The 24,094-nt window shown below is 59.7% G+C and carries 23 protein-coding genes and 1 tRNA gene; 15 read left to right on the top strand and 9 right to left on the bottom strand.

The features are described from left to right. Nucleotides 1-11: 11 nt before the first annotated feature. Nucleotides 12-1,391, bottom strand: a complete 1,380-nt coding sequence (locus ACERJA_RS03975) for a tRNA pseudouridine(54/55) synthase Pus10 (RefSeq protein WP_373606972.1) — start codon at nucleotides 1,389-1,391, stop codon at nucleotides 12-14. 175 nt (nucleotides 1,392-1,566) lie between these two features. Here ACERJA_RS03975 and ACERJA_RS03980 point away from each other — a divergent pair, with 175 nt between their 5' ends. The 3 genes from ACERJA_RS03980 (at nucleotide 1,567) to ACERJA_RS03990 (ending at nucleotide 3,333) form a co-directional block, all read left to right on the top strand. Beyond that, complete coding sequence (locus tag ACERJA_RS03980) at nucleotides 1,567-2,673, top strand: S1C family serine protease (RefSeq protein ID WP_373606973.1); 1,107 nt, start codon at nucleotides 1,567-1,569, stop codon at nucleotides 2,671-2,673. A gap of 275 nt (nucleotides 2,674-2,948) precedes the next feature. Then, nucleotides 2,949-3,140 carry a hypothetical protein gene (locus tag ACERJA_RS03985; RefSeq protein WP_006066505.1) on the top strand — a complete coding sequence of 64 codons (192 nt, stop codon included), beginning with the start codon at nucleotides 2,949-2,951 and terminating at the stop codon, nucleotides 3,138-3,140. A 10-nt stretch (nucleotides 3,141-3,150) separates the two neighbouring features. Next, nucleotides 3,151-3,333, top strand: a complete 183-nt coding sequence (locus ACERJA_RS03990) for a hypothetical protein (RefSeq protein ID WP_373606974.1) — start codon at nucleotides 3,151-3,153, stop codon at nucleotides 3,331-3,333. A gap of 201 nt (nucleotides 3,334-3,534) precedes the next feature. On the opposite strand, the gene ACERJA_RS03995 is transcribed toward ACERJA_RS03990, so the two are convergent. Continuing rightward, a complete protein-coding gene (locus ACERJA_RS03995; RefSeq protein WP_373606975.1) occupies nucleotides 3,535-3,708 on the bottom strand; it encodes an HVO_A0556 family zinc finger protein in 174 nt (57 codons plus the stop codon). Nucleotides 3,709-3,913: 205 nt separating this feature from the next. On the opposite strand from ACERJA_RS03995, the gene trmY reads away from it, so the two are divergent. Continuing rightward, a complete protein-coding gene (gene trmY, locus ACERJA_RS04000) occupies nucleotides 3,914-4,510 on the top strand; it encodes a tRNA (pseudouridine(54)-N(1))-methyltransferase TrmY (protein ID WP_373606976.1) in 597 nt (198 codons plus the stop codon). An 80-nt stretch (nucleotides 4,511-4,590) separates the two neighbouring features. Continuing rightward, nucleotides 4,591-4,663: transfer RNA gene (locus tag ACERJA_RS04005), tRNA-Pro, on the top strand. 1,108 nt (nucleotides 4,664-5,771) lie between these two features. Here ACERJA_RS04005 and ACERJA_RS04010 read toward each other — a convergent pair. After that, nucleotides 5,772-6,737 carry a transcription initiation factor IIB family protein gene (locus ACERJA_RS04010; protein WP_006066501.1) on the bottom strand — a complete coding sequence of 322 codons (966 nt, stop codon included), beginning with the start codon at nucleotides 6,735-6,737 and terminating at the stop codon, nucleotides 5,772-5,774. A gap of 457 nt (nucleotides 6,738-7,194) precedes the next feature. Here ACERJA_RS04010 and ACERJA_RS04015 point away from each other — a divergent pair, with 457 nt between their 5' ends. The 3 genes from ACERJA_RS04015 (at nucleotide 7,195) to ACERJA_RS04025 (ending at nucleotide 10,138) form a co-directional block, all read left to right on the top strand. After that, a complete protein-coding gene (locus tag ACERJA_RS04015) occupies nucleotides 7,195-7,458 on the top strand; it encodes a hypothetical protein (protein ID WP_373606977.1) in 264 nt (87 codons plus the stop codon). Between the two features lie 263 nt (nucleotides 7,459-7,721). Further along, nucleotides 7,722-8,453: a hypothetical protein gene (locus ACERJA_RS04020; RefSeq protein WP_373606978.1), complete on the top strand. Its 732-nt coding sequence runs from the start codon at nucleotides 7,722-7,724 to the stop codon at nucleotides 8,451-8,453. Nucleotides 8,454-8,608: 155 nt separating this feature from the next. Next, entirely contained in the window at nucleotides 8,609-10,138 is a 1,530-nt protein-coding gene (locus tag ACERJA_RS04025; RefSeq protein WP_373606979.1) for a DUF4397 domain-containing protein, read from the top strand. Between the two features lie 86 nt (nucleotides 10,139-10,224). On the opposite strand, the gene ACERJA_RS04030 is transcribed toward ACERJA_RS04025, so the two are convergent. Further along, the gene (locus ACERJA_RS04030; protein WP_006066497.1) at nucleotides 10,225-10,500 is read right to left on the bottom strand and encodes a PadR family transcriptional regulator; all 276 of its coding nucleotides are present in this window, start codon (nucleotides 10,498-10,500) and stop codon (nucleotides 10,225-10,227) included. Between the two features lie 180 nt (nucleotides 10,501-10,680). Between ACERJA_RS04030 and ACERJA_RS04035 the strand changes: the two genes are divergently transcribed. Then, a complete protein-coding gene (locus ACERJA_RS04035; protein ID WP_373606980.1) occupies nucleotides 10,681-11,247 on the top strand; it encodes an NUDIX hydrolase in 567 nt (188 codons plus the stop codon). 93 nt (nucleotides 11,248-11,340) lie between these two features. Here the strand turns inward: ACERJA_RS04035 and ACERJA_RS04040 are convergent, their stop codons facing one another. Further along, nucleotides 11,341-12,576 (bottom strand): hypothetical protein, encoded by a 1,236-nt coding sequence (locus tag ACERJA_RS04040; RefSeq protein WP_373606981.1) that lies wholly within the window; start codon nucleotides 12,574-12,576, stop codon nucleotides 11,341-11,343. Between the two features lie 372 nt (nucleotides 12,577-12,948). Beyond that, the gene (locus ACERJA_RS04045) at nucleotides 12,949-14,337 is read right to left on the bottom strand and encodes a hypothetical protein (RefSeq protein WP_373606982.1); all 1,389 of its coding nucleotides are present in this window, start codon (nucleotides 14,335-14,337) and stop codon (nucleotides 12,949-12,951) included. A 333-nt stretch (nucleotides 14,338-14,670) separates the two neighbouring features. Between ACERJA_RS04045 and tgtA the strand changes: the two genes are divergently transcribed. The 4 genes from tgtA to ACERJA_RS04065 all read left to right on the top strand — a co-directional run bounded on the left by tgtA (nucleotide 14,671) and on the right by ACERJA_RS04065 (nucleotide 19,901). Further along, nucleotides 14,671-16,152 carry a tRNA guanosine(15) transglycosylase TgtA gene (gene tgtA / locus ACERJA_RS04050; RefSeq protein WP_373606983.1) on the top strand — a complete coding sequence of 494 codons (1,482 nt, stop codon included), beginning with the start codon at nucleotides 14,671-14,673 and terminating at the stop codon, nucleotides 16,150-16,152. Nucleotides 16,153-16,340: 188 nt separating this feature from the next. Further along, the gene (locus tag ACERJA_RS04055; RefSeq protein WP_373606984.1) at nucleotides 16,341-18,278 is read left to right on the top strand and encodes a NosD domain-containing protein; all 1,938 of its coding nucleotides are present in this window, start codon (nucleotides 16,341-16,343) and stop codon (nucleotides 18,276-18,278) included. Further along, complete coding sequence (locus ACERJA_RS04060; protein ID WP_373606985.1) at nucleotides 18,271-19,008, top strand: ABC transporter ATP-binding protein; 738 nt, start codon at nucleotides 18,271-18,273, stop codon at nucleotides 19,006-19,008. The genes ACERJA_RS04055 and ACERJA_RS04060 overlap by 8 nt, the downstream gene beginning before the upstream one ends. Beyond that, complete coding sequence (locus tag ACERJA_RS04065) at nucleotides 19,005-19,901, top strand: ABC transporter permease (RefSeq protein WP_373606986.1); 897 nt, start codon at nucleotides 19,005-19,007, stop codon at nucleotides 19,899-19,901. The genes ACERJA_RS04060 and ACERJA_RS04065 overlap by 4 nt, the downstream gene beginning before the upstream one ends. A 105-nt stretch (nucleotides 19,902-20,006) precedes the next feature. Here ACERJA_RS04065 and ACERJA_RS04070 read toward each other — a convergent pair whose 3' ends face one another. Further along, nucleotides 20,007-21,326: an RNA-guided endonuclease InsQ/TnpB family protein gene (locus tag ACERJA_RS04070; RefSeq protein WP_373606987.1), complete on the bottom strand. Its 1,320-nt coding sequence runs from the start codon at nucleotides 21,324-21,326 to the stop codon at nucleotides 20,007-20,009. A 219-nt stretch (nucleotides 21,327-21,545) separates the two neighbouring features. On the opposite strand from ACERJA_RS04070, the gene ACERJA_RS04075 reads away from it, so the two are divergent. Then, nucleotides 21,546-22,031, top strand: a complete 486-nt coding sequence (locus ACERJA_RS04075) for a 2Fe-2S iron-sulfur cluster-binding protein (protein WP_373606988.1) — start codon at nucleotides 21,546-21,548, stop codon at nucleotides 22,029-22,031. 80 nt (nucleotides 22,032-22,111) lie between these two features. On the opposite strand, the gene ACERJA_RS04080 is transcribed toward ACERJA_RS04075, so the two are convergent. Further along, nucleotides 22,112-22,699, bottom strand: coding sequence for a nitrous oxide reductase accessory protein NosL (locus ACERJA_RS04080; RefSeq protein WP_373606989.1), 588 nt, complete (start codon nucleotides 22,697-22,699; stop codon nucleotides 22,112-22,114). 157 nt (nucleotides 22,700-22,856) lie between these two features. On the opposite strand from ACERJA_RS04080, the gene ACERJA_RS04085 reads away from it, so the two are divergent. After that, nucleotides 22,857-23,540 (top strand): SCO family protein, encoded by a 684-nt coding sequence (locus ACERJA_RS04085; protein ID WP_373606990.1) that lies wholly within the window; start codon nucleotides 22,857-22,859, stop codon nucleotides 23,538-23,540. A 70-nt stretch (nucleotides 23,541-23,610) separates the two neighbouring features. On the opposite strand, the gene ACERJA_RS04090 is transcribed toward ACERJA_RS04085, so the two are convergent. After that, on the bottom strand, nucleotides 23,611-23,919 hold the full coding sequence (locus ACERJA_RS04090; RefSeq protein ID WP_373606991.1) for a HalOD1 output domain-containing protein: 309 nt from the start codon (nucleotides 23,917-23,919) through the stop codon (nucleotides 23,611-23,613). Nucleotides 23,920-24,094 lie beyond the last annotated feature (175 nt).

The raw sequence follows: 24,094 nt of genomic DNA on the forward strand, positions 1-24,094 counted from the left end.
GCCAGCCCGGATCACTCAGCGGCTTCCGCGGTGTCGTCTGGGTTGTCGGCTCGCGGCTCGTCATGGAAGTACGCCTCGAGTTCGAACGGCTCGTCTTCACCTTCGACGCCGAGCACGTCCAGCGCCGTCACCTCGGCGTCAGTCTCGAGCAGGCCGGCCAGACTCGGTACCGTTCGGCCCTCGTCGCTGCTGATGAGTTCCTTGATGTAGAGGCCGCCTTCGCCATGAACCCGGACCTCGGCCCGTGTCGGCTCGAGCAGTTCGCCATCGATGTCGTAGACGGTTCGTTCGCGCGTGAGCGAGGCTCGCCGGTGGTCAACGCGCTGTGGTGTGTCCTGCTCGACAGTCGTTCCCGTGAGTTTCTCGAGTGCCGCCTCGAAGTCAGCCTCCTCGATGGGGTCAGCGAACTCGACATCGGCCCGGTACTGTTTGCTCGCATCGTGTTCTTTGACACGCTCGACCATCTCGTACGTTGCCAGTCGCAGACCCTCGACTTCGACCGCGCCCGCCGCGGCCGCATTGATCTCGCGCTCGAGTTCGGCCGGGTCGGGGTCGCGCACGTTCGGACGCGTGACCTCGAGGACGAACGGCCGTCCCTCCTCGAGCATCAGGGCGTCGACGTCCTCGCGGCCCGCGCCGTGGAAGGTGCCTTCCTCACCCTGCATGGCGTCGACGACGTGTGGCCGGACGACCTGCTCGACGCTCGTATCATACATGTAGCCAGAGCCGCCGCAGTACTCGCAGTCTACTTCGCCGTCGTTGCCTAGTTGAACGCCGCTGCCGCCACACTCTCGGCACGGCCACTCAGTCTGTGGAATGTCGCGCTCGAGTTTGCGATAGCGGCCGTAGACGAACGCGGGGTTGACCTGGAGGTCGACGGCGTGGCTCGTCACCGAGTCGGATTCGATCGCTTCGAGCGGGTCGAACGCCTCGAGGTCGATGACCGCGAGCACATCTGGGCGGTCGAAGTCGACGTCGGTGCCCGTCTTCGCGCCGACGCGGCGGCCGACCTCGCGGTTGCACTCCTGTTTGAGCATCTCGCCGACATCGGGCTCGAGGCCGGCGTCTTCCCGGAGAAGCCGTTCGTTTTCCTCCACCAGCGGCGGGACCCGAGTGCCGACCTGATAGGTAGCGAAGTCGACGCCCTCGAGGGCGTCGACGATCGTTTCGGCGATGGCATCGAACGTCCCACAGTATCCTTCACAGACCCAACACTCCTCTGGCGTGGCGGGATCGAAGTCGTCGTCGTCGGCCATCGCGACCGTCGTCCGTAGCGCCCGGCCGCGTTCGGCGTTCGTCAGTCCGAAACTCCGCTCGGCAAACGGTCGGCCAAGACAGGAGTCACAGACCGCACCCGTCTCGAGTAGTGCGCGGGCGTCTTCCGTGATCATAGACTGGAGTCGGGCGGCCGCGGGTAACACGTTTTCCCTTCTGGCGGACAGTGGCACTCCTCGCGAGTCGTGTTCGCGCGTGACGTTGGGTTCGCCCGCAGCCAACGGTCGATCCCGCCCCAACCGACACGTCGGTATCCCAGACGTTCAAATGGTGTGGGTCCTACCAGAGCACATGAACGAATCTCGAGTGGATCGCCGCGGGTTTCTCGCGCTTGCCAGCGCTGGCCTCGCCGGCGCGGTCGCTGGCTGTTCTGAACCCCGGGCCGACAACTCGATGGAAGGGAGCTCGGTCCATTCGATCGACCGCGACAACGCTGCCGACGGATCGGCCTACACAGAGATCTACCGTTCTGTCATCGACTCGGTGACGCAGGTCCGCGTCGCCGGCGTCAGCGATCCGGACACCGGTCAAGAAGGCCGTGGCCAGGGATCGGGATTTCTCATCGATGAGAGCCACGTCGTGACGAACGACCACGTCGTCGCTGACGGCAAGTCGGTCGATCTCCAGTACATCAACGGCGACTGGACGGGGACTCGACTCCTCGGAACCGATTTCTACAGCGATCTGGCCGTCCTCGAGGTGGATCACGTCCCGAACGCGTCGACACCACTTTCACTGACCGACGAATGGCCCGTCGTTGGCCAGGAGGTGCTCGCGGTCGGCAATCCATACGGACTGGAGGGAACGATGACCCAGGGCATCGTCAGCGGCGTCAACCGCACGCTCGATCTGCCGGATCGGGAGTTCTCGATCTCGAACGCCGTTCAGACCGACGCCGCCGTCAACCCCGGCAACAGCGGTGGCCCGCTCGTCAACATGGACGGCGAGGTACTCGGCGTCATCAACTCCGGCGGCGGGAACAACATCGGCTTTGCGATTCCAGCAGCGATAACACAGCGCGTCGTCCCCGCACTCATCGAGACCGGAACGTACGACCACCCCTATATGGGAGTCGGCATCCTCACCGTTGATCGCCACATCGCCGAGGCCAACAGCCTTCCAGAAGCGACCGGCGTCCTCATCACAGCAGTCGCAGACGGCGAAGCCGCAGACGGTGTGCTCGAGCCAGCAACGACCTCGCGACAAGGTACTGCGGCACCCGTCGGCGGCGACGTCATCGTCGCGATCGACGGCGAGCCAATTCCCGACCGACACGCCCTCTCGACGTATCTCGAACTCGAGACCAGTCCGGGCGACACGATCCAGCTCGATATCTGGCGAAACGGCACTGAGCAGACAGTCTCACTGACACTTGGCGCACGCCCCGTCTCCGAGTAGGCCACACGGTTGGTGTCTCGGAACCACCACACTCAACCGTCGAACACGCGCACAATTATCACCTACACCGACCACTTTCTCGGCTCACTGTCAGGCCTCGATCGTAGTCACACCGTACACGTTAGCACCGATTTTGTTCCCAAAGACGTGAGTGACCGAGCAGAGTCGGGCCAAAATCGGGTGCTATCGTCGGTGTAAAACGGATTATTGAGTCGATAACAATAAGTGAAACACTAGAATCCGCATCTGGAGCGATTACCAATCGCCTGAGACATATGAACACGGACGCCGACAGCCATCCCCCAACTGAGGAACCGACGGCCGAGCTCGATCATGCAACCATCGAGAACGAAAACGCGCCTGACGAGTGTGCGATCTTTCCGCGAGAGGCAACCGAAGAGGAGCTGATGACCAACTGGATTACCGCCCACGCGGACTCGTTCGTCTCACTCGAGTCGATGCAGTAGTGTCACAACAATGCATCTGGGGAACGCCGTCACCGCCGCTGGCTTCTGGATCGGCACCCTCCTGCCGGTCGCCTACTTCCCCGTCTTTCTCGTCGGCATCGACTCGACGACATCGCTTTCGATTCTGCTCACCCTCCTTGCAGTCCACATGGTTGCGCTTGTCGTTGGTCACGACTATCCCGGCTCGCGCTGATCGAACTGACCGTGGTCGGCCGATGCCGACCCACCGCTCTCGTACGCTTTGATATAGTAGCCACCGCACGTCACTGCACACCTGATCGCGCGACGGCTGTGCGGTCAGTGTGCAACTCGTTGCAGTTGTTACTATAGAACGTGTCCACGCTCGATTGCCGAGTCTCCGCAACTGCTCAGCGTCTTACCGAGTTCCGAGAACCTACCACAGCTGTGCGTGGGGCGTCTCGCAGTTGCCACAGACCACCGCCTTATTCTCCTTGTAGACGCCCTGCTCGAGTTCGCCTGCATGACAGTACGGACATGGCCGTCCCTCGAGGAGGCTCAGAAGCCGCGGCTCGTCGCTGCCCGTCTGAGACGACTGTGATTTCGCCATATAGGTACTCCATACGGGAAATACTCGAAACAGTTGGCCATGCCTATGCAATGTCAGCGGTCGTGATCGTCCCTGAATTCGTGTGACAGCACTGTCTGTCGCAGCCGCACACCACCCCATTTCCGTGGTATGTGTGACCTACACAGTCTCTTCGACACGCTCGAGAAATCGTGGGGGCTATCCCATCGGTCATCCTCCCACCAGTATGCGCCAGTTCGTACTCATCGCTCACGACGTGCCGACCGAGCCCGAGTTTTCGCTCGACGACCTCGCCGGCGGGGCCGGCCGCCTCGACGCACTCTGTCGGTCGATCACCGCCTCGTTTGTCACCTCACATGGCATTCGGGAGGCCGTTCGTACCCACCTCGTCATTCAAGACGAACTCACGATCACGTTCGACGGCAGCGAGCTGCGGCGGCTCAATCCCGACGAGCGCAGCACCGCCGCGCTCGTGCGCAAGGCCCTCGAGCACCGCGAGGACGCGATCGGTGCGCTCCCCGCCGAGCCAAGCCCCGGCATCGAACTCTACCGCCGCGGCTTCGAGGCCACGCTCGAGGCGATCGCTGACGATGGAACCGTCGTCCAACTCCACGAGGATGGCGACGCCGTCGTCGAAACGGACGGCCTCGAGAACCCCATCTTCGTTCTCTCGGACCACCACGATTTCACCGCCGAAGAGGAGCGGGTGCTCGAGGCAGCCGTCGACCAGCGGATTCGACTCGGTCCAGAGTTGTTACACGCTGATCAGGCGATCACGGTGGCCCATCACTATCTGGATACAGACGGCTACGAGCGATTTTGAGTACTGTAAAAATCGCAAGCAAGCGCTCCGATTGGCGGTCCCGAAAGCATTAAACAAATCGGTGTCGTCACTCCGACTGCGGGCCGGTGGGGTAGCTTGGTATCCTTCGGCCTTCGGGTGGCCGTAACCGCAGTTCGAATCTGCGCCGGCCCATCATTCTACCCGCATTTCACGGCGACGAGCGAAGCGAGGAGTCCGAAATGCGGGCGATGATGACGGCGCGCAGATTCGAAGTAGACCAGAGGCAGCCCGCGCAGCGAAGCGAGCAGGAACCTCTGGGCGTGGTTCGTAATCTGCGCCGGCCCACTGTTCCACCACAGACTCGTCGCTGACGCTCCTCGGTTTGTGGTGCGGGGAAATTGACCCAAGCAGATTCGAGCAGGGAAGTCGCGGCGCTCGAGTGAAACGAGAGTGACTGTCTTCCCGTGTTCGAATCTGCGTTGGCTGATCCCTCGAGTGTTTTGAAGAGATAGCGAACGAATACCGTCATCAGCAGTCGGTATCGATCTTTCTCAATCCCCATCGCGTATCGTGCCGCTGGGTGTCGGAGCAAAGCGACTGGGGGCGATATGTCCCGGCCTACCGCACGGATCTGGATTTGGCTGTAGAACCGCTGTTCGCTGTCTACACGAGAGTAGAGATGATTAGGCAGGTGGCAGGGGACGGTGCTAGGTCGATGTCTGTCTCTCCCGAAAATAGTCCCTGATTCATGCGTTAGCTCTCGATCATCCGACTACACCCCGGTGGAAGTGAAAAGGGCAGTTCTGGCGTGTCGCAAAGCGGCAGCACAAAAATTACAGCGCCCTTCCCCCCGCCTCCGCACAAAATCTCCAGTTGAAACACATGAAACGGAGGTTATTTCAGAGATGGATTGTCGCCATGTTTTTTATCAAATCGTCTCTGATCGATTAGCATGGACTCTGAAACGCTCGTGTATTTCATGTCTATCGGACTGATCTTACTCGTGATTTGTACAGCTGTGGTCTTGGCGGTAGCGTACGGGGCGATAGATGTGCTTACCGACTACTACGGTTGGTTGTTGTTTGGTTTCTAGCTCTTGGACCGGCGATCTTGGGTCGGCCCCGATGATTGCATGTCGACGAAATCCGTTTCCCGAATCTGCACACGAGATCGGGAACATCGTGTGTCTGACTCGAGTCCTCACTCACTCGAGCGAGTCACTCACTGCCCGCTGATACCACGCTAAAAAACCGTGAACAGTACCGACAACGACGAGTCACACGCAACCGCACTCGAGTCTCTAGCTATAGATCCCCATCGCGTCGATCTGCTCCTGATACCGGTTTCGGATGGTGACCTCGGTCACCTGTGCGACGTCGGCGACCTCGCGCTGGGTCTTCTTTTCGTTACACAGCAGCGCGCTTGCATAGATCGCCGCGGCGGCGTAGCCGGTTGGCGACTTGCCCGAGAGCATCCCTTGCTCGGCGGTGGTGTCGATGATCTCGTTGGCCTTCGCCTGGACCTCTTCGGAGAGATCGAGTTCCGAACAGAACCGAGGGACGTACTTCTTCGGATCCACGGGCTCCATCTCGAGGCTGAGTTCCTGGGAAATATATCGATACGTGCGGCCGATCTCCATGCGTTCGACGCGTGAGACGGCTGCGACTTCATCCAGCGAGCGCGGAATGCCCTCCATCCGGCAGGCGGCATACAGCGTGCTCGTGGCGACACCCTCGATCGAGCGACCCCGAATGAGGTCCTCGCTGAGCGCGCGCCGGTAGAGAACACTGGCGACCTCCCGCACCGAGCGCGGGACACCCAGCGCGGAAGCCATCCGGTCGGTCTCGGAGAGGGCAAACTGGAGGTTTCGCTCGCCAGCGTCTTTCGTTCGGATGCGCTCTTGCCATTTGCGCAGCCGGTTCATCTGGGTTCGTTTGTCTGAGGAGAGCGATCGGCCGTAGGCGTCTTTGTTTTTCCAGTCGATCGTGGTCGTCAACCCCTTGTCGTGCATCGTCTGAGTCGTCGGCGCGCCCACGCGGGACTTGCTATCCCGTTCGGAGTGGTTGAACGCCCGCCACTCTGGGCCGCGGTCGATGGTCTCTTCCTCGAGGATCAACCCGCAGTCTTCACAGCTGATTTCGCTTTCGTCCGAACTTCGAATGAGCGAACTCGAGTCGCATTCAGGACAGGTTCGAACGCCCTCTTGCTCAGTTGTTTCGTGCTCTGTCTGATCCTCACGCGCTTTCTGGCGAGTCGGGCGTTTCATCGGTCATGTAGAGAGAATCGCCGGAGAGGGTTAAACACTGTGAGCGATCCCAGCCGACCGGATTCGGTTTAGATCCCGACGCCCACACCCGGCCGACAGCGCTTCAAGTCCGTGGAGACGGCGGATAAACAAAATCTCAGAAGCCGTTTTTGACCGATTTTCGAGGATCTGAAGGCCAGATTCAGTGACTATCATGACGCGCTGAATGAGTGCGTGCATCCGAACAACATATCGGATTCGCTCCTCGAAACTGATGGTCATCTGTAGTAGCCACTGAAAATCACTGCACACTGCATCGCACGATGACTGTGCGATGTGTGTGGACATCGGTTCAGGTGTTACTATAGCGGGTTGTCGTCGATGTGGGCAGATCGAGCTGGTTCCCAGCAAACGCATGGCTTTCGACCATGCGAGTGTCGGCTCCCGGTTTATTGATCTCGAGAGGGACATCAGAGGTATGGGACGAACACGTCAGACACGACGGCGACTGCTCCAGATGACGGGTGCCATGGCGTCGATGGCCGTTCTCGCGGGTTGTGGTGATCCGGACGAAGAAGAGGAGGAAGAGCCAGAGGAGGAAGAGCCAGAGGAGGAAGAGCCAGAGGAGGAAGAGCCGGATGAGGAAGAGCCAGAGGAGGAAGAGCCGGATGAGGAAGAGCCGGATGAGGAAGAGCCGGATGAGGAAGAGGAAGATGAACCGGACGACGAGGAGGAGACGTAGAGCGATATCGAAGACGACGAAATGGCAAACGATGGGGAGGGGACGGAAGACGCGAACCTCGGCTGATGGAGTGAGGCTGGACCGCTGAGAAGTGAGCTGAGACACACAGCTGTCACGAGCCAGATCATCGGGCTGTCAGCACTGTACGGTCGAGTCCGTCCTCGAGGCGGAGCCGCTGGCCCCCATCACTCCGTTGGATTATCGTTTTTTGGTCGTAGTCCTCGAGCGCAACCGTTACTGGCCCCTGGTCCCTTTGGCGACCAATGACCGAGGGACTGGACGCTGCGGTCGAGGAGATGGGTGACGTGTCCGAACGGCGCGATGAACTGGCAGCTCGCGTCCGAACACACGCTGGGAAGATCGCACGAGAGCTTGCCGTCTTCGAGGGTGGCGACTACGGACAGGCGGAGTTTGAGACCGACAGCGGCACCTGGACGCTCAAATACGAGGCTGGCGACGTCCAGTATCTTCGATACGATCCCACCTCCGGTTCGGAAACGTACGTTGTCTCGAGCAAGCAGCCGCCAGATCCCGACGCCCTCGAGACGGCGATGGCGGACTACGCGGCGTTCGTCACGGCCTACAACGAATACGCCCAGTCCGTCGAGGGCTTACTCGAGAATGTTCCGGACGAGTTCCCCGCCGTCGAGTCGACGGCAGAACTGGTCGCCGAGCGAGATCGGATCGTCGAACGGATTCGTGACGTCGGCAACGCGATGGCGAGTGAACTGTACCGGTATGAAGGGGAGTATGGGACCTACGCGACGACAGTCTCGGGAACCCGCTGGGAGCTCAAGTGGGATGGAGACGTCGCCGCCTATCTGCGGGTCGGTGGTTCGGATGGAACCTATCTTCTCTCACAGTACGGGCCGCCGTCGGCGACCGAGGTGCGTCGACTCGCTGGCGATGTGGAGGCGTTCGTCGAAACGTTCAATGAGCACGTCGATGACCTCGAGGCCGACCTCTCACGGGTCTCTTTCGACGGAAATATATAAAACACCTCGCTGTTCGGTGATGCTACTCGGCTGTAGGATCGCGTTACGATCCGTTATGGACGTTCTACAGCGAGAGAGGGCGAGTAAACGAGAGGACAATCAGGGCAACTGACTGAGCCGTTTTTCGGTGTTTGGCACCCCGTTCGATTCGTAGCATGACGCTATCACGACGCTCGACAATCAAGGCGATCGGTGTTATCGGTGCGGGAACAACGCTCACTGGGACGGCACTGGCCGTCAGCGAGCACGAGGACGACGAACGCGATCCTGAGGAGATGCCCGAGGATGAAGACGTTGGTGCGCTTCGCGTCGGCCACTTCTCGCCGGACGCGCCGAACGTCGACGTGCTGATCGATGGCGACCAGATCCTCGAAGACGTTGCATACGACGAACTCTCGCCGTATCTCGAAGTCGCTCCCGGGACGTACACGGTAACGATTACCGCGACTGGCGATCCGGAGGCAGTCGTCTACGAGGAATCAGTCACAATCGATGCCGAGTATTACACGGCCGCTGCAATCGGCGAACTCGAGGCCGACGATGAGAACGACCTCGAGGAGCCGATCGAGAACGACGAGCCGAACGAGTACGAGAATAACGGAGCGTATGACGACGACAGCGAGTCAAACGGGTACGACGACTGCGGACACGACGACAACGGCCACGGACACGACAACGGCCACGGACACGACGACAACGGCCACGGACACGACGACAACGGCCACAGGCGCGATGATGAAGACGAGATCAGCGACGAACCCGAACCCGAGCCGGAGCCGACAGACGAACCCGACGAGGTAGACGAGGACCTCGAAACGGGGACGTTCGACGTCTTGTTGCTCGTCGATGCCGGACCAGAAGACATCGAGGAAGGGATGTCACAGGTTCGAGTCGTTCACGCGTCGCCTGACGCGCCCGCTGTCGACGTGCTCAACGCAGCGGACGGCATGCCGTTCTTCGAGGACGTCTCCTTCAGCGAGTCGTCGGAGTACGCACCACTCGATCCGGGTTCATACACCGTCGACATCGTCCCGGCCGCAGAAGACGACCTCGAGGATGACGAGCCCGTCACCGACGATGCGGAAGACGACGTCGACGACGTTGAAGACGATGTGGAAGACGACTTCGATGACGTTGAGGACGACGTGGAAGACGACTTCGATGACGTTGAGGACGACGTGGAAGACGACTTCGACGACGTTGAGGACGACGTGGAAGACGACTACGACGATGAGGAAGACGAGACACAGCCAGAGCCGGTCGCCTCTGCCGACCTCGAACTCGAGGAGAACACAGCGTACACGGCGTACGCGATTGGCTACCTCGAGGAGCCCGACGCTGCTGAAGAGGACGATCCTGTGACTGCAGCCGAGGACGAGCCTGCTGATGAGATGGACGATGCCGATGAACCTGCTGACGGAATGGACGAAGACGAGCCCGTCGACGAAATGGACGAGGACGAGCGTCCGTTCACCGTCCGCGTCGCTGTTGACGGACCGATGGCCGACGAAGAAGAGGAGCCAGAAGAGCCAGTTGAAGACGACGTGATGGATGAAGACGACGAACTCGAGGATGAGGTCGAAGAAGCACCCGTGCCGGACGAGACGGAGCCAGAAGACGATACAGAGGAGTACGAAGACGATGCCAACGACGGTGCAGAGGAACCGGTCGCGGCTGACGACTAAGCACGGAGATCCACGCAGACGATCGATCTCACTCGAGTAGCTTTTTTACAGTCCGACAGTCGAGTGTTGAGAACGGTCAGGAGTGTCTACACGTCGACGTACTGATCGACCCACTCCTGACGGCGCTGGAGTACACGTCTGCCTTTCGGCGTCAACGCGTAATAGTTCGTCCGCCGATCGAGCTGTCCTTTTTCAACAAGTTCCTTCTCGACGAGCGTGTCGAGATTGGGATACAGCCGGCCATGGGTGACCGGCTGGTCGATATAGCTGTTGATATCGTCAAGGATCTCCTGTCCTGACGGACGGTCTTTTCCTGCAATCACGTACACCAAATCGCGTTGGAACCCAGTTAGCTGATCCATGGATCACCCTCTGAGTGACGACGTTCACCGATCTGTGGTTTTGTTATAGAGCAGGTACGAGCGGCCATCGTTCAGAACGGGCCACATATCCTCTCGAACTGAACCCACCCACCATCGAGTCCGCGTCGGACTCTCGATCGTGACACGGTGCTTTTGACGGCTACTCCCGTACGGGCCGGTATGCCCACCCCAGATCCGCTCGCCTGGAAAACCCTCGATCAGCAGGTAGCCTACTCCTGTCCGGGCTTCGATATCGTTAACGAGTCCGTTCAGTTGCCCGATGGTACCGAAACCGAGTACGACTATCTCTCCGAACCCGCAAGCGTCTGCATCCTCCCGTTCACTCCCGACGGCGACGTCGTCTGCATCGAAGAATGGCGCCAGGCCGTCTCCCGCGTGAACCGTGGGCTTCCCGTCGGTGGCACCGAACCCAACGACGACGACCTCGAGGCAGCCGCCCGTCGTGAACTCGCTGAAGAGACCGGACACGAGGCCGATCGCCTCGAGCCACTGGTGACCGTCGAGCCGGCAAACGGCATCACCGACGCTGTATTACACATCTTCGTCGCCGAGGGCTGTCGACCGACGGCCGAACAACAGCTCGATCACAACGAAAGTATTCGGGTGACACAGCTCGCTTTCGATGAGCTACTCGAGGCCGTCCGCAGTGGTAACCTTCGCGACGGACGAGCCGTCCTCGCTGTGTCGTACTATCAGCTGTTCGAAACCAACGAGCAGGAGCTGTAGTTGACGATCGACTGATGGATATCGGTCGGCAAAAAATCGATCACGGGTGGCGACCTCGCCCACCGAACCACGTCGCCAATGGTGTTCGTTCGATTAGCTCAGACTGGCGATCGACAGCTGGTCATCGTCTTCGTCTGCATCGTTGTCTTCGTCGTCAACGTCGTTTTCCTCGTCGTCGACATCGTTCTCTTCATCGTCAACGTCATTTTCCTCGTCGTCGACATCCTCGAGGTCTTCTGCGTCGGCGATAGTTAGTGAGTCGGCGGTCGCAGTGTCGATTGCAATCGAAGTCGCGGATGCCTGGGAGACGACTTCAGCATCGTCGACCTCATCGTTTTCGTCGTCAGCGACATCGTTCTCCTCATCCTCGGCGACGTCGTTCTCTTCATCTTCAGCAGTATCGTCCTCCTCATCCTCGGCAACATCGTTCTCCTCAGCTTCCTCGAGCTCTTCAACCGTCATCGAATCGATGGCAATCGACTCGACATCGAACTGCTCGATGGTGAGCTCGCTGATCTCCTCTTCTTGGACATCGTTGTCTTCGTCTTCAGCGACGTCGTTCTCGTCATCGTCAGCGACGTCGTTGTTTTCCTCGTCAGCGTCGTTCTCTTCATCTTCGGCGACGTCATTGTCCTCCGCGTCAGCATCGTTCTCGTCGTCATCGTTGAAGAGATCACCGACGAAATCGGAAATGTCGTCGAGAAGTCCGTCATCTTCGACTTCTAGCTCGTCGATGGTCATCTGATCGACGTTCATCGATTCGATGGTGAGCTCCTCGATAGTGAGTTCGTCAGCGTCCTCATCGATCAGATCCATTTCTTCGTCGGCGTCGTTCTCCTCGTCAACGTCGTTCTCGTCAGCATCGTTCTCGTCAACGTCGTTCTCCTCGTCAGCATCGTTCTCCTCATCAACGTCGTTCTCCTCGTCAAGTTCGAGGTCCTCAATCGAGACGTTCTCGAACTCGAGCTGTTCGATCTGGATGTCAGAAATCGTCACTTCTTCGTTCGCGTTGTCCTCATTAGCGACGTCGTTCTCCTCATCAGCATCGTTCTCGTCAGCATCGTTCTCGTCGTTTTCTTCATCGATTGCCTCGTCGAGTTCCTCTTCGTTGATATCGAGTTCATCGACGTTCAGTTCCTCGATCGTCGCGTTCTCGATCGTAACCTCCTCGAGATCGAGTGACTCTACCTGTACGTTTTCGAGTGTTGCGCTCATGTCTCCGGCGTCGTCGCTCGTCCCTGTCGTTGCGCCTGCGAGGGCAGGCCCCCCCGAGAGAGCAACCATCAGCGCGACGAAAACGACACCGAGTTTCTTCGGTCGTGAAGCCATGCACTCGAGCCTACCCGCGGATTCAGGCTAAAACAAGCCGACTGTTACGGACTTGCGGCAGGGAAACGCACAGTTTGAGACCGCACTCAGCGCCCTAATCGCTCGTTCATCGTGTCCGCATCGAGAGTGCCTCTGTAGGTGGCTACGGTTGGTGAATCATCTGAAATCACTTTTTTGCCTGCACGTGCCGCTTACTTATTATACACTCTCGAGAACAACCCGTTACTGATCTCGATGGTGAACGGTCAAGTGGCAATACAGTACTGTCGGTGGGTGTGGCAAGAAATAGTGTAGTTGGAACGGCTGATCAGTACCGCACTGACCGTTGGGATACGTCGTGCCGATCGCGGCTGATCAGGTACCGATCAGCGCTCAGACGGCGATCGAGAGCAGCCCATTGTCGTCATCCTCTTCTTCATCTTCGTCATCGTCGTCGAGGATGCCGTTATCTTCCTCTTCGTCTTCATCGTCGACCTCTTCATCGTCGATCTGCTCGAGGTCGGCAGCGTCGCCGAGGGTTAGCGAGTCGGCAGTCGCGTCACCGATGTCGATGGTGGACGCAGAGGCCTGTGAGACGGTCTCCTCGTCGTCAGCGACGTCGTTCTCGTCGTCATCGTTCATCTCATCGTTGTCGTCGGCGAGGTCGTTCTCGTCGTCAGCGACGTCGTTCTCCTCGTCATCGTTCATCTCATCGTTGTCGTCGGCGAGGTCGTTCTCGTCGTCAGCGACGTCGTTCTCCTCGTCATCGTTCATGTCGTCGTTGTCGTCAACGAGTTCGTCGTCTTCATCGTCAACCTCGTCCTCTTCGACCGCTTCGACAGTCATCGAGTCGATGGTGATCTCGTCAACATCGAACTGCTCGATCGTCAGTGACTCGATGCGGTCCTCTTCAGCCTCGTCGTTTTCGTCGTCAGCGACGTCGTTTTCGTCGTCATCGTTCATCTCGTCGTTGTCATCAGCGAGGCCGTTTTCTTCGTCGTCAGCCTCGTCGTTTTCGTCGTCAGCGACGTCGTTCTCCTCGTCGTTTTCAGGGGCTTCCTCATCATCGACGGTCAGCTCGTCGATGGTCATCGTCTCGACATCCATGGACTCGATGGTGAGCTCTTCGATGGTGAGCTCGTCAGCGTCCTCGTCGATCATGTCCAGCTCGTCAGCCTCGTCGTCATCGTCGAGGCCGTTGTCCTCGTCATCAGCAGCATCGGCGTCGTCATTCTCGTCCATCTCGTCGTCATCGAGGCCGTTGTCCTCGTCATTAGCAGCGTCGTCTTCGTCGTCAACCTCCATCTCGTCGTCTTCATCGAGTTCGAGATCCTCGATCGAGACGTCCTCGAGTTCGAGGTTCTCAATCTCGATGTCGGAGATCGTCACTTCCTCGTCGTCAGCGACGTCGTTCTCGTCGTCAGTAGCCTCGTCGTTATCGTTCATCTCGTCGTTGTCGTCAGCGAGGCCGTTATCGTCATCGTCGGCTTCGTCCGCGTCGTCATCGTTCATCTCGTCGTTATCGTCAGCCTCGTCGAGTTCGTCCTCGAGCGCTTCGGTGTCCGCATCGAGGTTCTCAACATTCAGCTCTTCGATCGTGGCATCCTCGATAGTGACGGTATCGAGGTCAAGTGTCTCTACCTGTACGTTTTCGAGTGTTGCGCTCATGTCTCCGGCATCGTCGTTCGCTCCTGTTGTTGCGCCTGCGAGGGCAGGACCCCCCGAGAGGGCAACCATCAGCGCGATGAAAACGACACCGAGTTTCTGCGGTCGTGAAACCATGCGCTCAATCCTACCAGCGGATCCGGGCTAAAACGAGCTGACTGTTACAGAAGTATCTCGATGAAACGTACAGTTTGAAACCGTGTAACGGTCCGTAATCCGATGTTCATCCCGTCGGCAGCGATGAGAGTCAGTGGATCGAAAATTGGGTGGGACGTGCGACCGCGGATCCGCATTGTGCCTGCGGCCGCCACCAGCGTCCCCCATCTACTGGAGAACAGAACGTTTACCGACGGATCCGTGTTCTAATGGTCAGATCGAGTGATAGATGTCGATCTGCAGGTCAGGCACAAATCTTCACTGACTTACGTCAGACGGCACAACACACGATCAATGCGCGAGTGCTTTGAAGTCCGGGATACCGACGTTGGCGGCCGAATCGGCGAGCTCACGGTGCCGCGTGCCGACGTTACCGTCGAGACACCGGCACTGCTGCCAGTTATCAACCCGAATCTGGATACGATCGCTCCCCGCCGGCTCGCCACCGAGTTCGGTGCTGAAATCCTGATCACGAACTCGTATATTATCCACGGGACGGATGACGTTCGCGAGCAGGCGCTCGAGGACGGGCTCCACGACCTGCTCGATTTCCCGGGCGCGATCATGACCGACTCGGGCTCGTTCCAGCTCTCCGAGTACGGCGAGATCGACGTCACGACAGAAGAGATCCTCGAGTTTCAACACGCTATCGGCTCCGATATCGCCACCCCGGTCGACATCCCGACGCCGCCGGACGTCTCCCGCGAGCGCGCCGAAGACGAACTCGCCACCACGCAGGAACGCCTCGAACTCGCCGACGAGATTGACACGGGCGAGATGCTCGTCAGCGCCCCCGTCCAGGGCTCGACATATCCAGATCTCCGCGAAGCGGCGGGGAGACATGCCGACGGCACCGACCTCGACGTCTTCCCCGTCGGCGCGGTCGTCCCGCTGATGAACGACTATCGGTACGACGACATGATCGACGCCGTCGCAGCCGCCAAACGCGGGTTGGGGGCCGACGCACCGGTTCACCTCTTCGGGGCCGGCCACCCCATGATGTTCGCACTTGCCGCGGCGATGGGCTGTGATCTGTTCGATTCGGCTGCCTACGCCCTCTACGCCCGAGACGACCGCTATCTCACGGTTCGGGGGACACGCCACCTCGAGGATCTCGACTATCTCCCGTGTTCATGCCCCGTCTGTACGGCCCACTCGCCAGCTGACCTCCGGGCGCTGCCCGACGACGAGCGTGAGGAAGCACTCGCCGCCCACAATCTCCACGTCACCTTCGAGGAGATCCGCCGGATCAAGCAGGCAATCCGCGCTGGCAACCTGCTCGAACTCGTCGAACAGCGTGCCCGCGCTCACCCCACGATGCTCGATGGCTACCGAACCCTGCTCGACCACGCTGCCCAACTCGAGCGTGCCGATCCCGTCTCGAAAGGGGCCTTTTTCTACACCTCTCACGAGAGCGCCCGCCGGCCGGAAGTCCTGCGCCATCACCAGCGTCTCGGTCGGCTGTCGGTTCCCGACTCGCTGTTTCTCACTGAGGGGAGTTCCGCACGTGGCGACGAGTTCGACGACTCCTGGCGGGTTGAACCGCCGTTTGGCCCCTTCCCGCGTGCGCTTTCGAAGAGCTACCCACTGACTGCAGAAACACCCGACCGGACGGACCGTGCTGCGCTCGAGGCTGCCGCCGACGGTGTCACCCGGCTCGTCGAATCGAATCCAGAGACCGATATTACGCTGGGTCACAAGGGGTGGCCTGCTGGTGTGCTCGAGACGCTCCCCGAGGAGGTAGCCCTGGTCGACCTGACCGCGGATCGAACGTAACGCAGCCTGTCGACGAGTGGTCAGTTTTCAGACAGGTAGTTCGTCGCCGTCGGGATGTTACTTATTTTACATTCAGTGTGAACGTCGTGCTGGTCGAAATGTCCGTGTTGGCGCCCAAACGACAGCCCACAGCTTCGTTCGAGGCGTGAACCAAACTGTATATTTCCTGCAGGTGCTAAGCAGCAACCGTGTTCGACCTGTCTCTGACAAACGTATTTCTGGGTCTGTTCTTCCTCGTCGTTCTCGGTGGTCTCGGGCTGTTCGTCGTCGACGCGGGCTCGACGACACCCGATCCCGTCGAGTTCGACGATACGGTTCCTGTTGGCCTCACACTCGAGTCCGAGCGCGGACTCGATGAGGAGGTCGAACTGCCGCGTACGCAGGTGTTCTATTCCCAGTATCAGTACGTTGTCGGGTACTACGGGGTCGAAACATTCGTCGAGGATCGCCAGCGGGCGGAACACGAACAGCTGTTCGGCCACCCACTCGCGGTGTACGTCTCCGACTACAGCGACACCGAAATCGAACTGACGGACGACAGCTATCCGGTGACCGACCCAGCACCCGGATGGACGACTGCCGAATCGGCGTGGTTCGTCGTCGACAGTGACGCCCGAACGCCCGCCGGCGAGACGATCGTCCCGTTCAGCGACGCCGATGACGCAGAGACGTTCCAGGACGAGTACGGCGGCACTGTCCACAGCTGGGTGTCGGTGCTCGAGCGCTCGTTCGACCGTGACGATGCGACGGTCGCCCGCGACCGTGTCGACGACTACCACCAGCTGGCGGACGAACGGGTCGAGACGACTGCGGAACTCACGGAGCGACAGACGTCGCTCGTCGTCGGTGAGGACACCGACACCGTCCAGGCGGCGATCGACGCCGCCCCGGCGAACACGACCGTCGTCGTCCCCGAGGGCACCTACGAGGAACACGTCGAGATCGACAAACCGCTCACGCTCGTCGGCGACGGTGACGTCGTGCTACATGGCGACGGAAACGGGACAGTCGTGACCGTCACCGACGAGCAGGTGGCCCTCCAGAACCTCGAACTCACCGGCGTCGGAAACGTCACGAGATCGGGCGATGAGATTCCCGTCGAGATCGACGACGAGGAGTGGGACGCAGCCTTCCTGCAACATTACGCCGGCACTGACACCGGGATTGCAGCCTACGAGGCCGACGAGCTCCTGGTCCAGAATGTCGACATCGAGACGCCGGCAAGCGGGATCATCGCCTACCAGAGCGATGATCTCACCGTTCGCAATGTGACCGTCGAAGGACCTGATGATCCGACCGACGGACTCGCTGGCATTCTAACCTTCCAGTCGCCGGCTGTGATCGAAAACTCGACGGTCCATGGCGGCCAGAACGGCATCTATCTCTACCGATCCCCAACCACTGTCGCCCGGTCGAATACGGCCGTTGGCAACCGGCTGGGGATCCACCTGATGCATACGGATGACATCCTCGTCGCGGACAACGACCTCCAGCACCAGCAACACACCGGCATCTACATCATGACCGGCCCCGAGCGAAACGCAGTCGTTGGAAACACGGTCGAAGGCACGGAGTACGGCATTACCACGGGCGGGAGTGATACGTACGTTGCAGCGAACATCGTCGAGAGATCCGACATCGGGCTGCGTATCGATACGACAGGCTCGATTTACGAAGACAACGTCATCGCCGGCAACGACGTCGGCACAGACGTTGCCGCCGTACTGCCCACCAACCGCGTCGTTGGCAACGATTTCGTCGGCAACGACGAACACGCCACCACGACGTGGGGTCCACTCCGGATCTGGACCCACGACGGCGCGGGCAACTACTGGCAGGGCGGTGCCACCGTTGCCGACGGCGACCACGCCGACCAGTCGTACACACCGACAAACGCTCTCGACAAACGGCTCCACCTGACCGACGGCACACCGACGCTCGCTCGAGCACCAGCACTCCAGGCGCTTGCTGGTCTCGAGGGGTCGGTGCCCGGGATGCGAACCGGCAGTATCGTCGATCAGGCACCGCTCTGTGAGCCACACAACCCGGCCCTGCTCGAGCAGACCGAGTGGGCCGACCACGCCTGGCCCTGTTACGAAACCACACGCACGACGAGCCATGACTAACCAGACACCAATACTCGAGGCGACCGGTATCGATCACGACTACGGGACGGTCTCCATTCTCCAGGACGTCTCAGCGACTATCCAGAGCGGAGCCGTCACGGCACTTATCGGCCCGAACGGGGCCGGCAAAACAACGTTCATTCGTGGACTTGCCGGCCTGCACGAGCCGACGGCGGGCGAGTTTACCTACCACGGCCCCGACACCGCACGGCAGATCGGCTACCTCCCCCAACATCCATCGTTCCGACCCGGATTTACCGTCTTGGAGACGCTGCAGTTCTATACCTCACTCGTCGGTGCAGACGAGACGGAGGCGATGCGGTATCTCGACCGCGTCGGACTTGCGGACGCAGCCGATCGACCGGTCGAGGCGCTTTCGGGAGGAATGACACGGCTACTTGGTATCGCACAGGCGACGGTTGGTGATCCACCTGTCGTCATCCTCGACGAACCCGGCAGTGGACTCGATCCAGGGATGAGCATGCACGTGTTCGACATCGCGTCGGATCTCGCTGACGATGGCATTGCGGTCCTGCTGAGTTCACACTACTTGGAACTCGTCGAACGGGTCGCAGACACCGTCTTGATCCTTTCGAACGGGCAGCTCATCGAACAGGGGTCGATCACCCAGCTGCAGTCGAAACTGGGTGTCGACTCGCTGCGATCGGTGTATGAAAACGCGATCGGCGGTGACCTTGCTACGGTCGACGTACAGGGTGAGCGCGCATGAGCGGCGATATGCAGTCGACGGGCGCCGGGACGGCCGTCCAGGAAGGCGACACCGAAACCGAACACCCGAGTCCAACAGCACCTGGGTCGAGCCGACTCCTCAAAACGATCGTGGGGCGCGAACTCCAGACGATCGTCCGGACGCGCATGTTTTTCATCCTCGGAATCGCGTTCGCTGCCGTCTTGCTGGGGATCGCCTGGGTTGGTGGCAGCGTCGAAGCTGGCTACGTGCCAACCGTGGTCGATCTCCTGACACCACTCGAGTTGCTCGTCCCGGTCATCGCCATCGCGTTTGGCTATCGTGCGATTCTCGGCGACGAACAGCGCGGCGAACTCGACGTCCTCGAGACGTATCCCATCTCGAACCGTGAGATCGTACTGGGCGTCTACACCGGCAGAGCCGTCGGCCTGCTCACGGTGATCCTCGTTCCGCTCGTGGCTGTCGCGGCGATGGTGTTTCTGTTCGAAGCCGATGGGCTCTCGATCTATGCGACACATTCCGGTGCTGACTCACCGATCCTGTTCGCCCGGTTTATTGTCCTGACGCTGCTGTTTGCCCTGACCGTGCTTGCCGTCGCAATCGCGATTTCGTCGCTCGTCAGTGCGACGCGGAGTGCCCTCGCACTCTCGGTCGTCGCCCTCGTTGGGCTGGTGATCGGGCTGGACCTGCTGTTGGTCTATGGCTTCTCGATTGGGCTGATCGGTGACTCGGCGCTCATCCATTCGCTTGCGATCAGTCCACTCAGCGCCTACCGCGGCCTCGTCTTCGAGAGCGTCGTCGTGGTTGCTGCGGGGACTGGGCCAGCAGTTGCGTCACCGATCGCAAGCATCGTCGGACTCGTCGTCTGGCTTGGTGCATCGCTCGGGATTGCGGTGTGGGCGCTGAACCGGTAACCAACTCGAGACACAGATTCGACGTTTCACTCGTTTTGCGGCTTGACATCCTCCCGCGCCTGAAGACGCGGGAATCCCACGGCACCGCGCCGCTGGGTTGGGATATTATGGTTTGCAGTCTACCACCTCTATCCGAGGTTGGAATCCTCGGGAGAGGTCGTGAAGGTAGACTTCGGGCTGTGCCAACCAGCCGGTACTCCTATCCCCGGACAACTGTCCGGAAGACTCGGAGTTACTTCGGTTCAACTCGAGACGGATGTTCTCCGCCCCATTCACGTCAGCGTTGAACGCCGCATCACACGCCTCGCACACGTACAAGCCACGTTCAACACGCTGATTGTCGTCTTCCCTCCCACAGACACAACACGTCTTACTCGTATCGCGCTCGGACACTTCTCCGACTTCGATACCCTCGACCTTCGCCTTGTAGGTGAGGATGCTGGTGAAGCGGTCGAATGCCCACCCGTGCAGGTCGAGGTTGCCGTGACGGCCCCAGTTCTTCGACTCGCCGTTCTCGTCTTCTCGAACACCAGCGAGTCTCCCGACGTTGATGCGACCAACTCCCTTTTCAACACACCGCTCAACGATGTGCTTCGCTAACGAGTGAAGAAAGTGGGTACGACGTTCCGACCACTTGTGGTGAAGCCGGGTTGCTGTTTCGCCACCTGAGTCGTCGCACTTCGAGATTTCTTTCGGGAAGTAGTACCCGTCCTGTTTCAGACGATTGCCCGGGTATAGGTCGGCTTCTTCCGTGCTGTACGCAACGGCGGCGAAGTTGCAGATGCCGAGGTCGACACCTGCTGTTTCGTTCCCGGGTGGGTTGGGCGTCTCGACTTTGTCCTTGCAGACGAGGTGCAGTTCCCATCGCTCGTTCGCTCTGTCGTAAACAGCACGAACCTGTTGTAGATTCTCGACTGTCACGCCAGGGCGCGTTTCGTATTCGACAAGGATGTATTCCCACGCTTTCGGGTGTTCCTTGTGATTCGCCCCTTTCGAGAGTCGGACGCGGTTGTTTTTGGTGTCGTGGCGGATGCCGTTTTGCTTCCACGTCACCGTCGAACGCGGGTGTTCTTCGTGGACGCGGTTGCCGTGGTCGTCGTAGTAGTTTTTCTTGCGGTAGCCAGGCGGATTCGCTCGATTATCGGACTTCCTCTTGCCGTACCACGAGTTGAAGGCTTCAGCGAGTTCCTCCAGAACGCGCTGACTGGACTGTGAATGTAGTCCCTTGTATTTCGGGTGGGTCTTCAACTCGTCTTTGAGGTCGCCGTGGTCGGGAATTTCGCCCGTTTCCTCCCAGACTTCTCGAGAGTGGTGGTTGGCGACATTCCACAGTTTGCTGGCTGACCACGCGTGTCGGTCGAGCGGTTCCTCTACTTGGGAGTGGTTGAGGATGTTCGCTCGGTGAGTGCGGTGGACTTCCAGCATCGTGAGACGTCTGTATAATCACTTATACTCGATTTTCTTGTAAAGGTTCGGATTGAAGGCGGTGGAATATCCTGCCGTGCTGTTCTTGGTAGTTGGCGTTATCACGTGACGGCGCGTATCCACGGCCTGAAGACCGTGGTATTGCGCCTGCTCCTCGTATAATACCCCTATCAATCAAGCGATAACGCTTACAAGCCGAGAGGGGGTCGAAATGTATCCATGAGTGATCCACCGCGACGGACTGCTGACGAACCGGCGGCCCAGAACAGAATGGTGGCGATCCCTCGAGAACTGCCCAACGAGGACCGTCGCCGGCTGTTGAGCGCGGTCGGTGGTGTGGGTGCCGTTGTGCTCGCTGGCTGTCTCGATGCTGAGACAGAGCCCGAGGACGAGCCGGACGACGATGACGACGTGGCCACCTACGACGTCGTCTTCCTCGATCACGATGAGACCGTGTCGATCACGGAAGATGAGGTCCTGCTGTATCCGGCACTCGACGCCGGTGTCGACATTCCGTACACCTGTGAAGTGGGCACCTGTGGGGAGTGCACCGCGAGATACGACGGTGATGCCACCGAGGTGATCACCCACGACGGCAACGAGTATCTCGACGACGACCAGGTCGAAGACGGCTGGGTGCTGACCTGCGTTGCCTCCCCCGAGGACGATTTCGAACTCGAGGTCGCCCATCCCGACGATGAGTAATCGGCTGGACGACACTCCACAGACAGCCAGCTATCAGACCACGCTGGCACACCCGTGATTCGGGGACGGAAACAGGAGAGTCACATCAGGGACATTATGAGTTCCTGTGTGATGTCGTCGTGGTCGTAGATGTCACCGCCGTACTCGTCCTGAAACGCATCTGCGTTATCGGCGTCGCTAAACGGGATGAGCGATGCTCCCATTGCACCGTCGACATCACTGTCCGTGACGAGTGTGAGCGCCGATGCGTTTTCGAAGTCGTCTGCCTCGAGATGTCGAGAGATCGTGGTGCTCCCGTTGTCGTCGGAAACAGTGTAGTCGACCGTCGAGTAGTCGGTCAGATGGATGCCTTCGGGTTCGGCCGTGGCTTCGTTATCGAACGTGAAGGCGTACGCACACAGCGAGCTACAGAACTGTGCTGGCCGATCGTCGTCGACGACCTCCGTAGGGTCTTCGTAGTGGGCCTGTCCGGCCGGTCCAGGATGGTTGCCGATGACCATCGTACACTGATCGCAGCTCTGGTCGTCGTCGATACTGATCGGATCAGGAACGCTCGCGTCGTCACCGTCGAGACAGCCGGCAATCGATCCGAGACAGACGGCCCCAACGCCACCCAAGACGGTTCGACGAGTCACGATCCGATCGACAGCTGCAGTCGGTTCGTCCATGTCGGTCCTTGGAAGTCTCAGAGTAAACCAGATGTGGTATAGTTCGCGAAACAAAAACGCCCGCGCAGGGCACATGATGGTGGCACAACACGTGTTCGCCCGATCTTCGACAGTTGGACCAGACGGCACTTCACCGCCACGTTCATACATTCGTGTGATGCATCGACGAGACGTTCTCGCTACGGGGGCCGGGCTCAGCACTGTACTCGTTGCCGGTTGTCTGACCGGCCGACTCAGCGGTGACGACGCAGCCGAACACGCAGTGCTCGAGCCGCCGGAAGATAGTAAGTTGCACGGCGACGACTACGCCTACCCGACGTACGGCGATCCGTTTCCGACCATCGAACTTCCGGATCCGCTGGCAGAGACTGAGGTCAACACCGATTCGTTCGGCGACGACTGTCTCGTCTGCACGGCTTTTTATGCGACCTGCCCAGCCGAGTGTATTCCGCTGATGCAAGCCCTGGCACAAGTTCAGGCCGAGAGCATCGAACGCGGCGTCGACGACTCGGTCCAGTTTATCGCAGTTACCTTCGATCCGGAGCGAGACACACCCGACGAGCTCCGTGACCACGCCGATATGGTCAACGTCGACCTCGAGGCCGGCAACTGGAACTATCTCCGACCAGCCGATGCCGACGAAGCCGAATCAGTCGTCAACGACGATCTGGGGATTCTCTTCGAGCGAGAGGGCGAAGGCGAAACAGCGGAGTTTATGCATATCACGGTGACGTTTCTCGTCAACCCCGACGGCTACGTCGAGCGAAGCTATCGCGGCGAGAACCCAGACGTCGAGCAGATTAGCGATGACCTAGAAACGGTTGTCGAAGCGACGAACTAATCCTCAAGTCGCCAGCAGGGCTGTGTTATCGGTCGGTGCCACGCGAGCCGTCGTATCGACTCGGCGTGGTTCAGACATCAGCTGACTCGGCTGCTGTGGGACAGGAATCGACGACGGTGGACACCCCATCGACCGTGATCACGAGACTGTCGTCGCACTCGAGGACGATCTCGTGGCCATCGTACGGAAACTCGAGTCGGCCACGTCGCAGCCCGCTGGCTCGCGTTGGTTCGAAAAGCGCATCGACGGCATCGGGGTCGATCCACTCGTACAGCGGCGGCAGCTCGGTCGGCGAGACGTCCCGATGGGACGCGACAGCAGTCACGATAGCGATACTTACGGACTCACTGTCAGCCGGACCGGTGAAAGAAGCGTTCACGTCAGTTCTAGAGGACGAATGGATAAAAGAATGCCGGCGAAATCCCTCACGAACGACCGTCATGGGTGTGATCTACGGCCAAAAGCGTACTGCAGTCACCACGCCGAGCGTGACTCCTGAACGGTAGTAGACAGCCGATCGTCCGAGAGCAATGCAACCGAACTGTGCTGTCGTC

Origin of the sequence: Natronorubrum sp. A-ect3 (genome assembly GCF_041821125.1) — an archaeon.
Lineage (GTDB): Archaea > Halobacteriota > Halobacteria > Halobacteriales > Natrialbaceae > Natronorubrum > Natronorubrum bangense.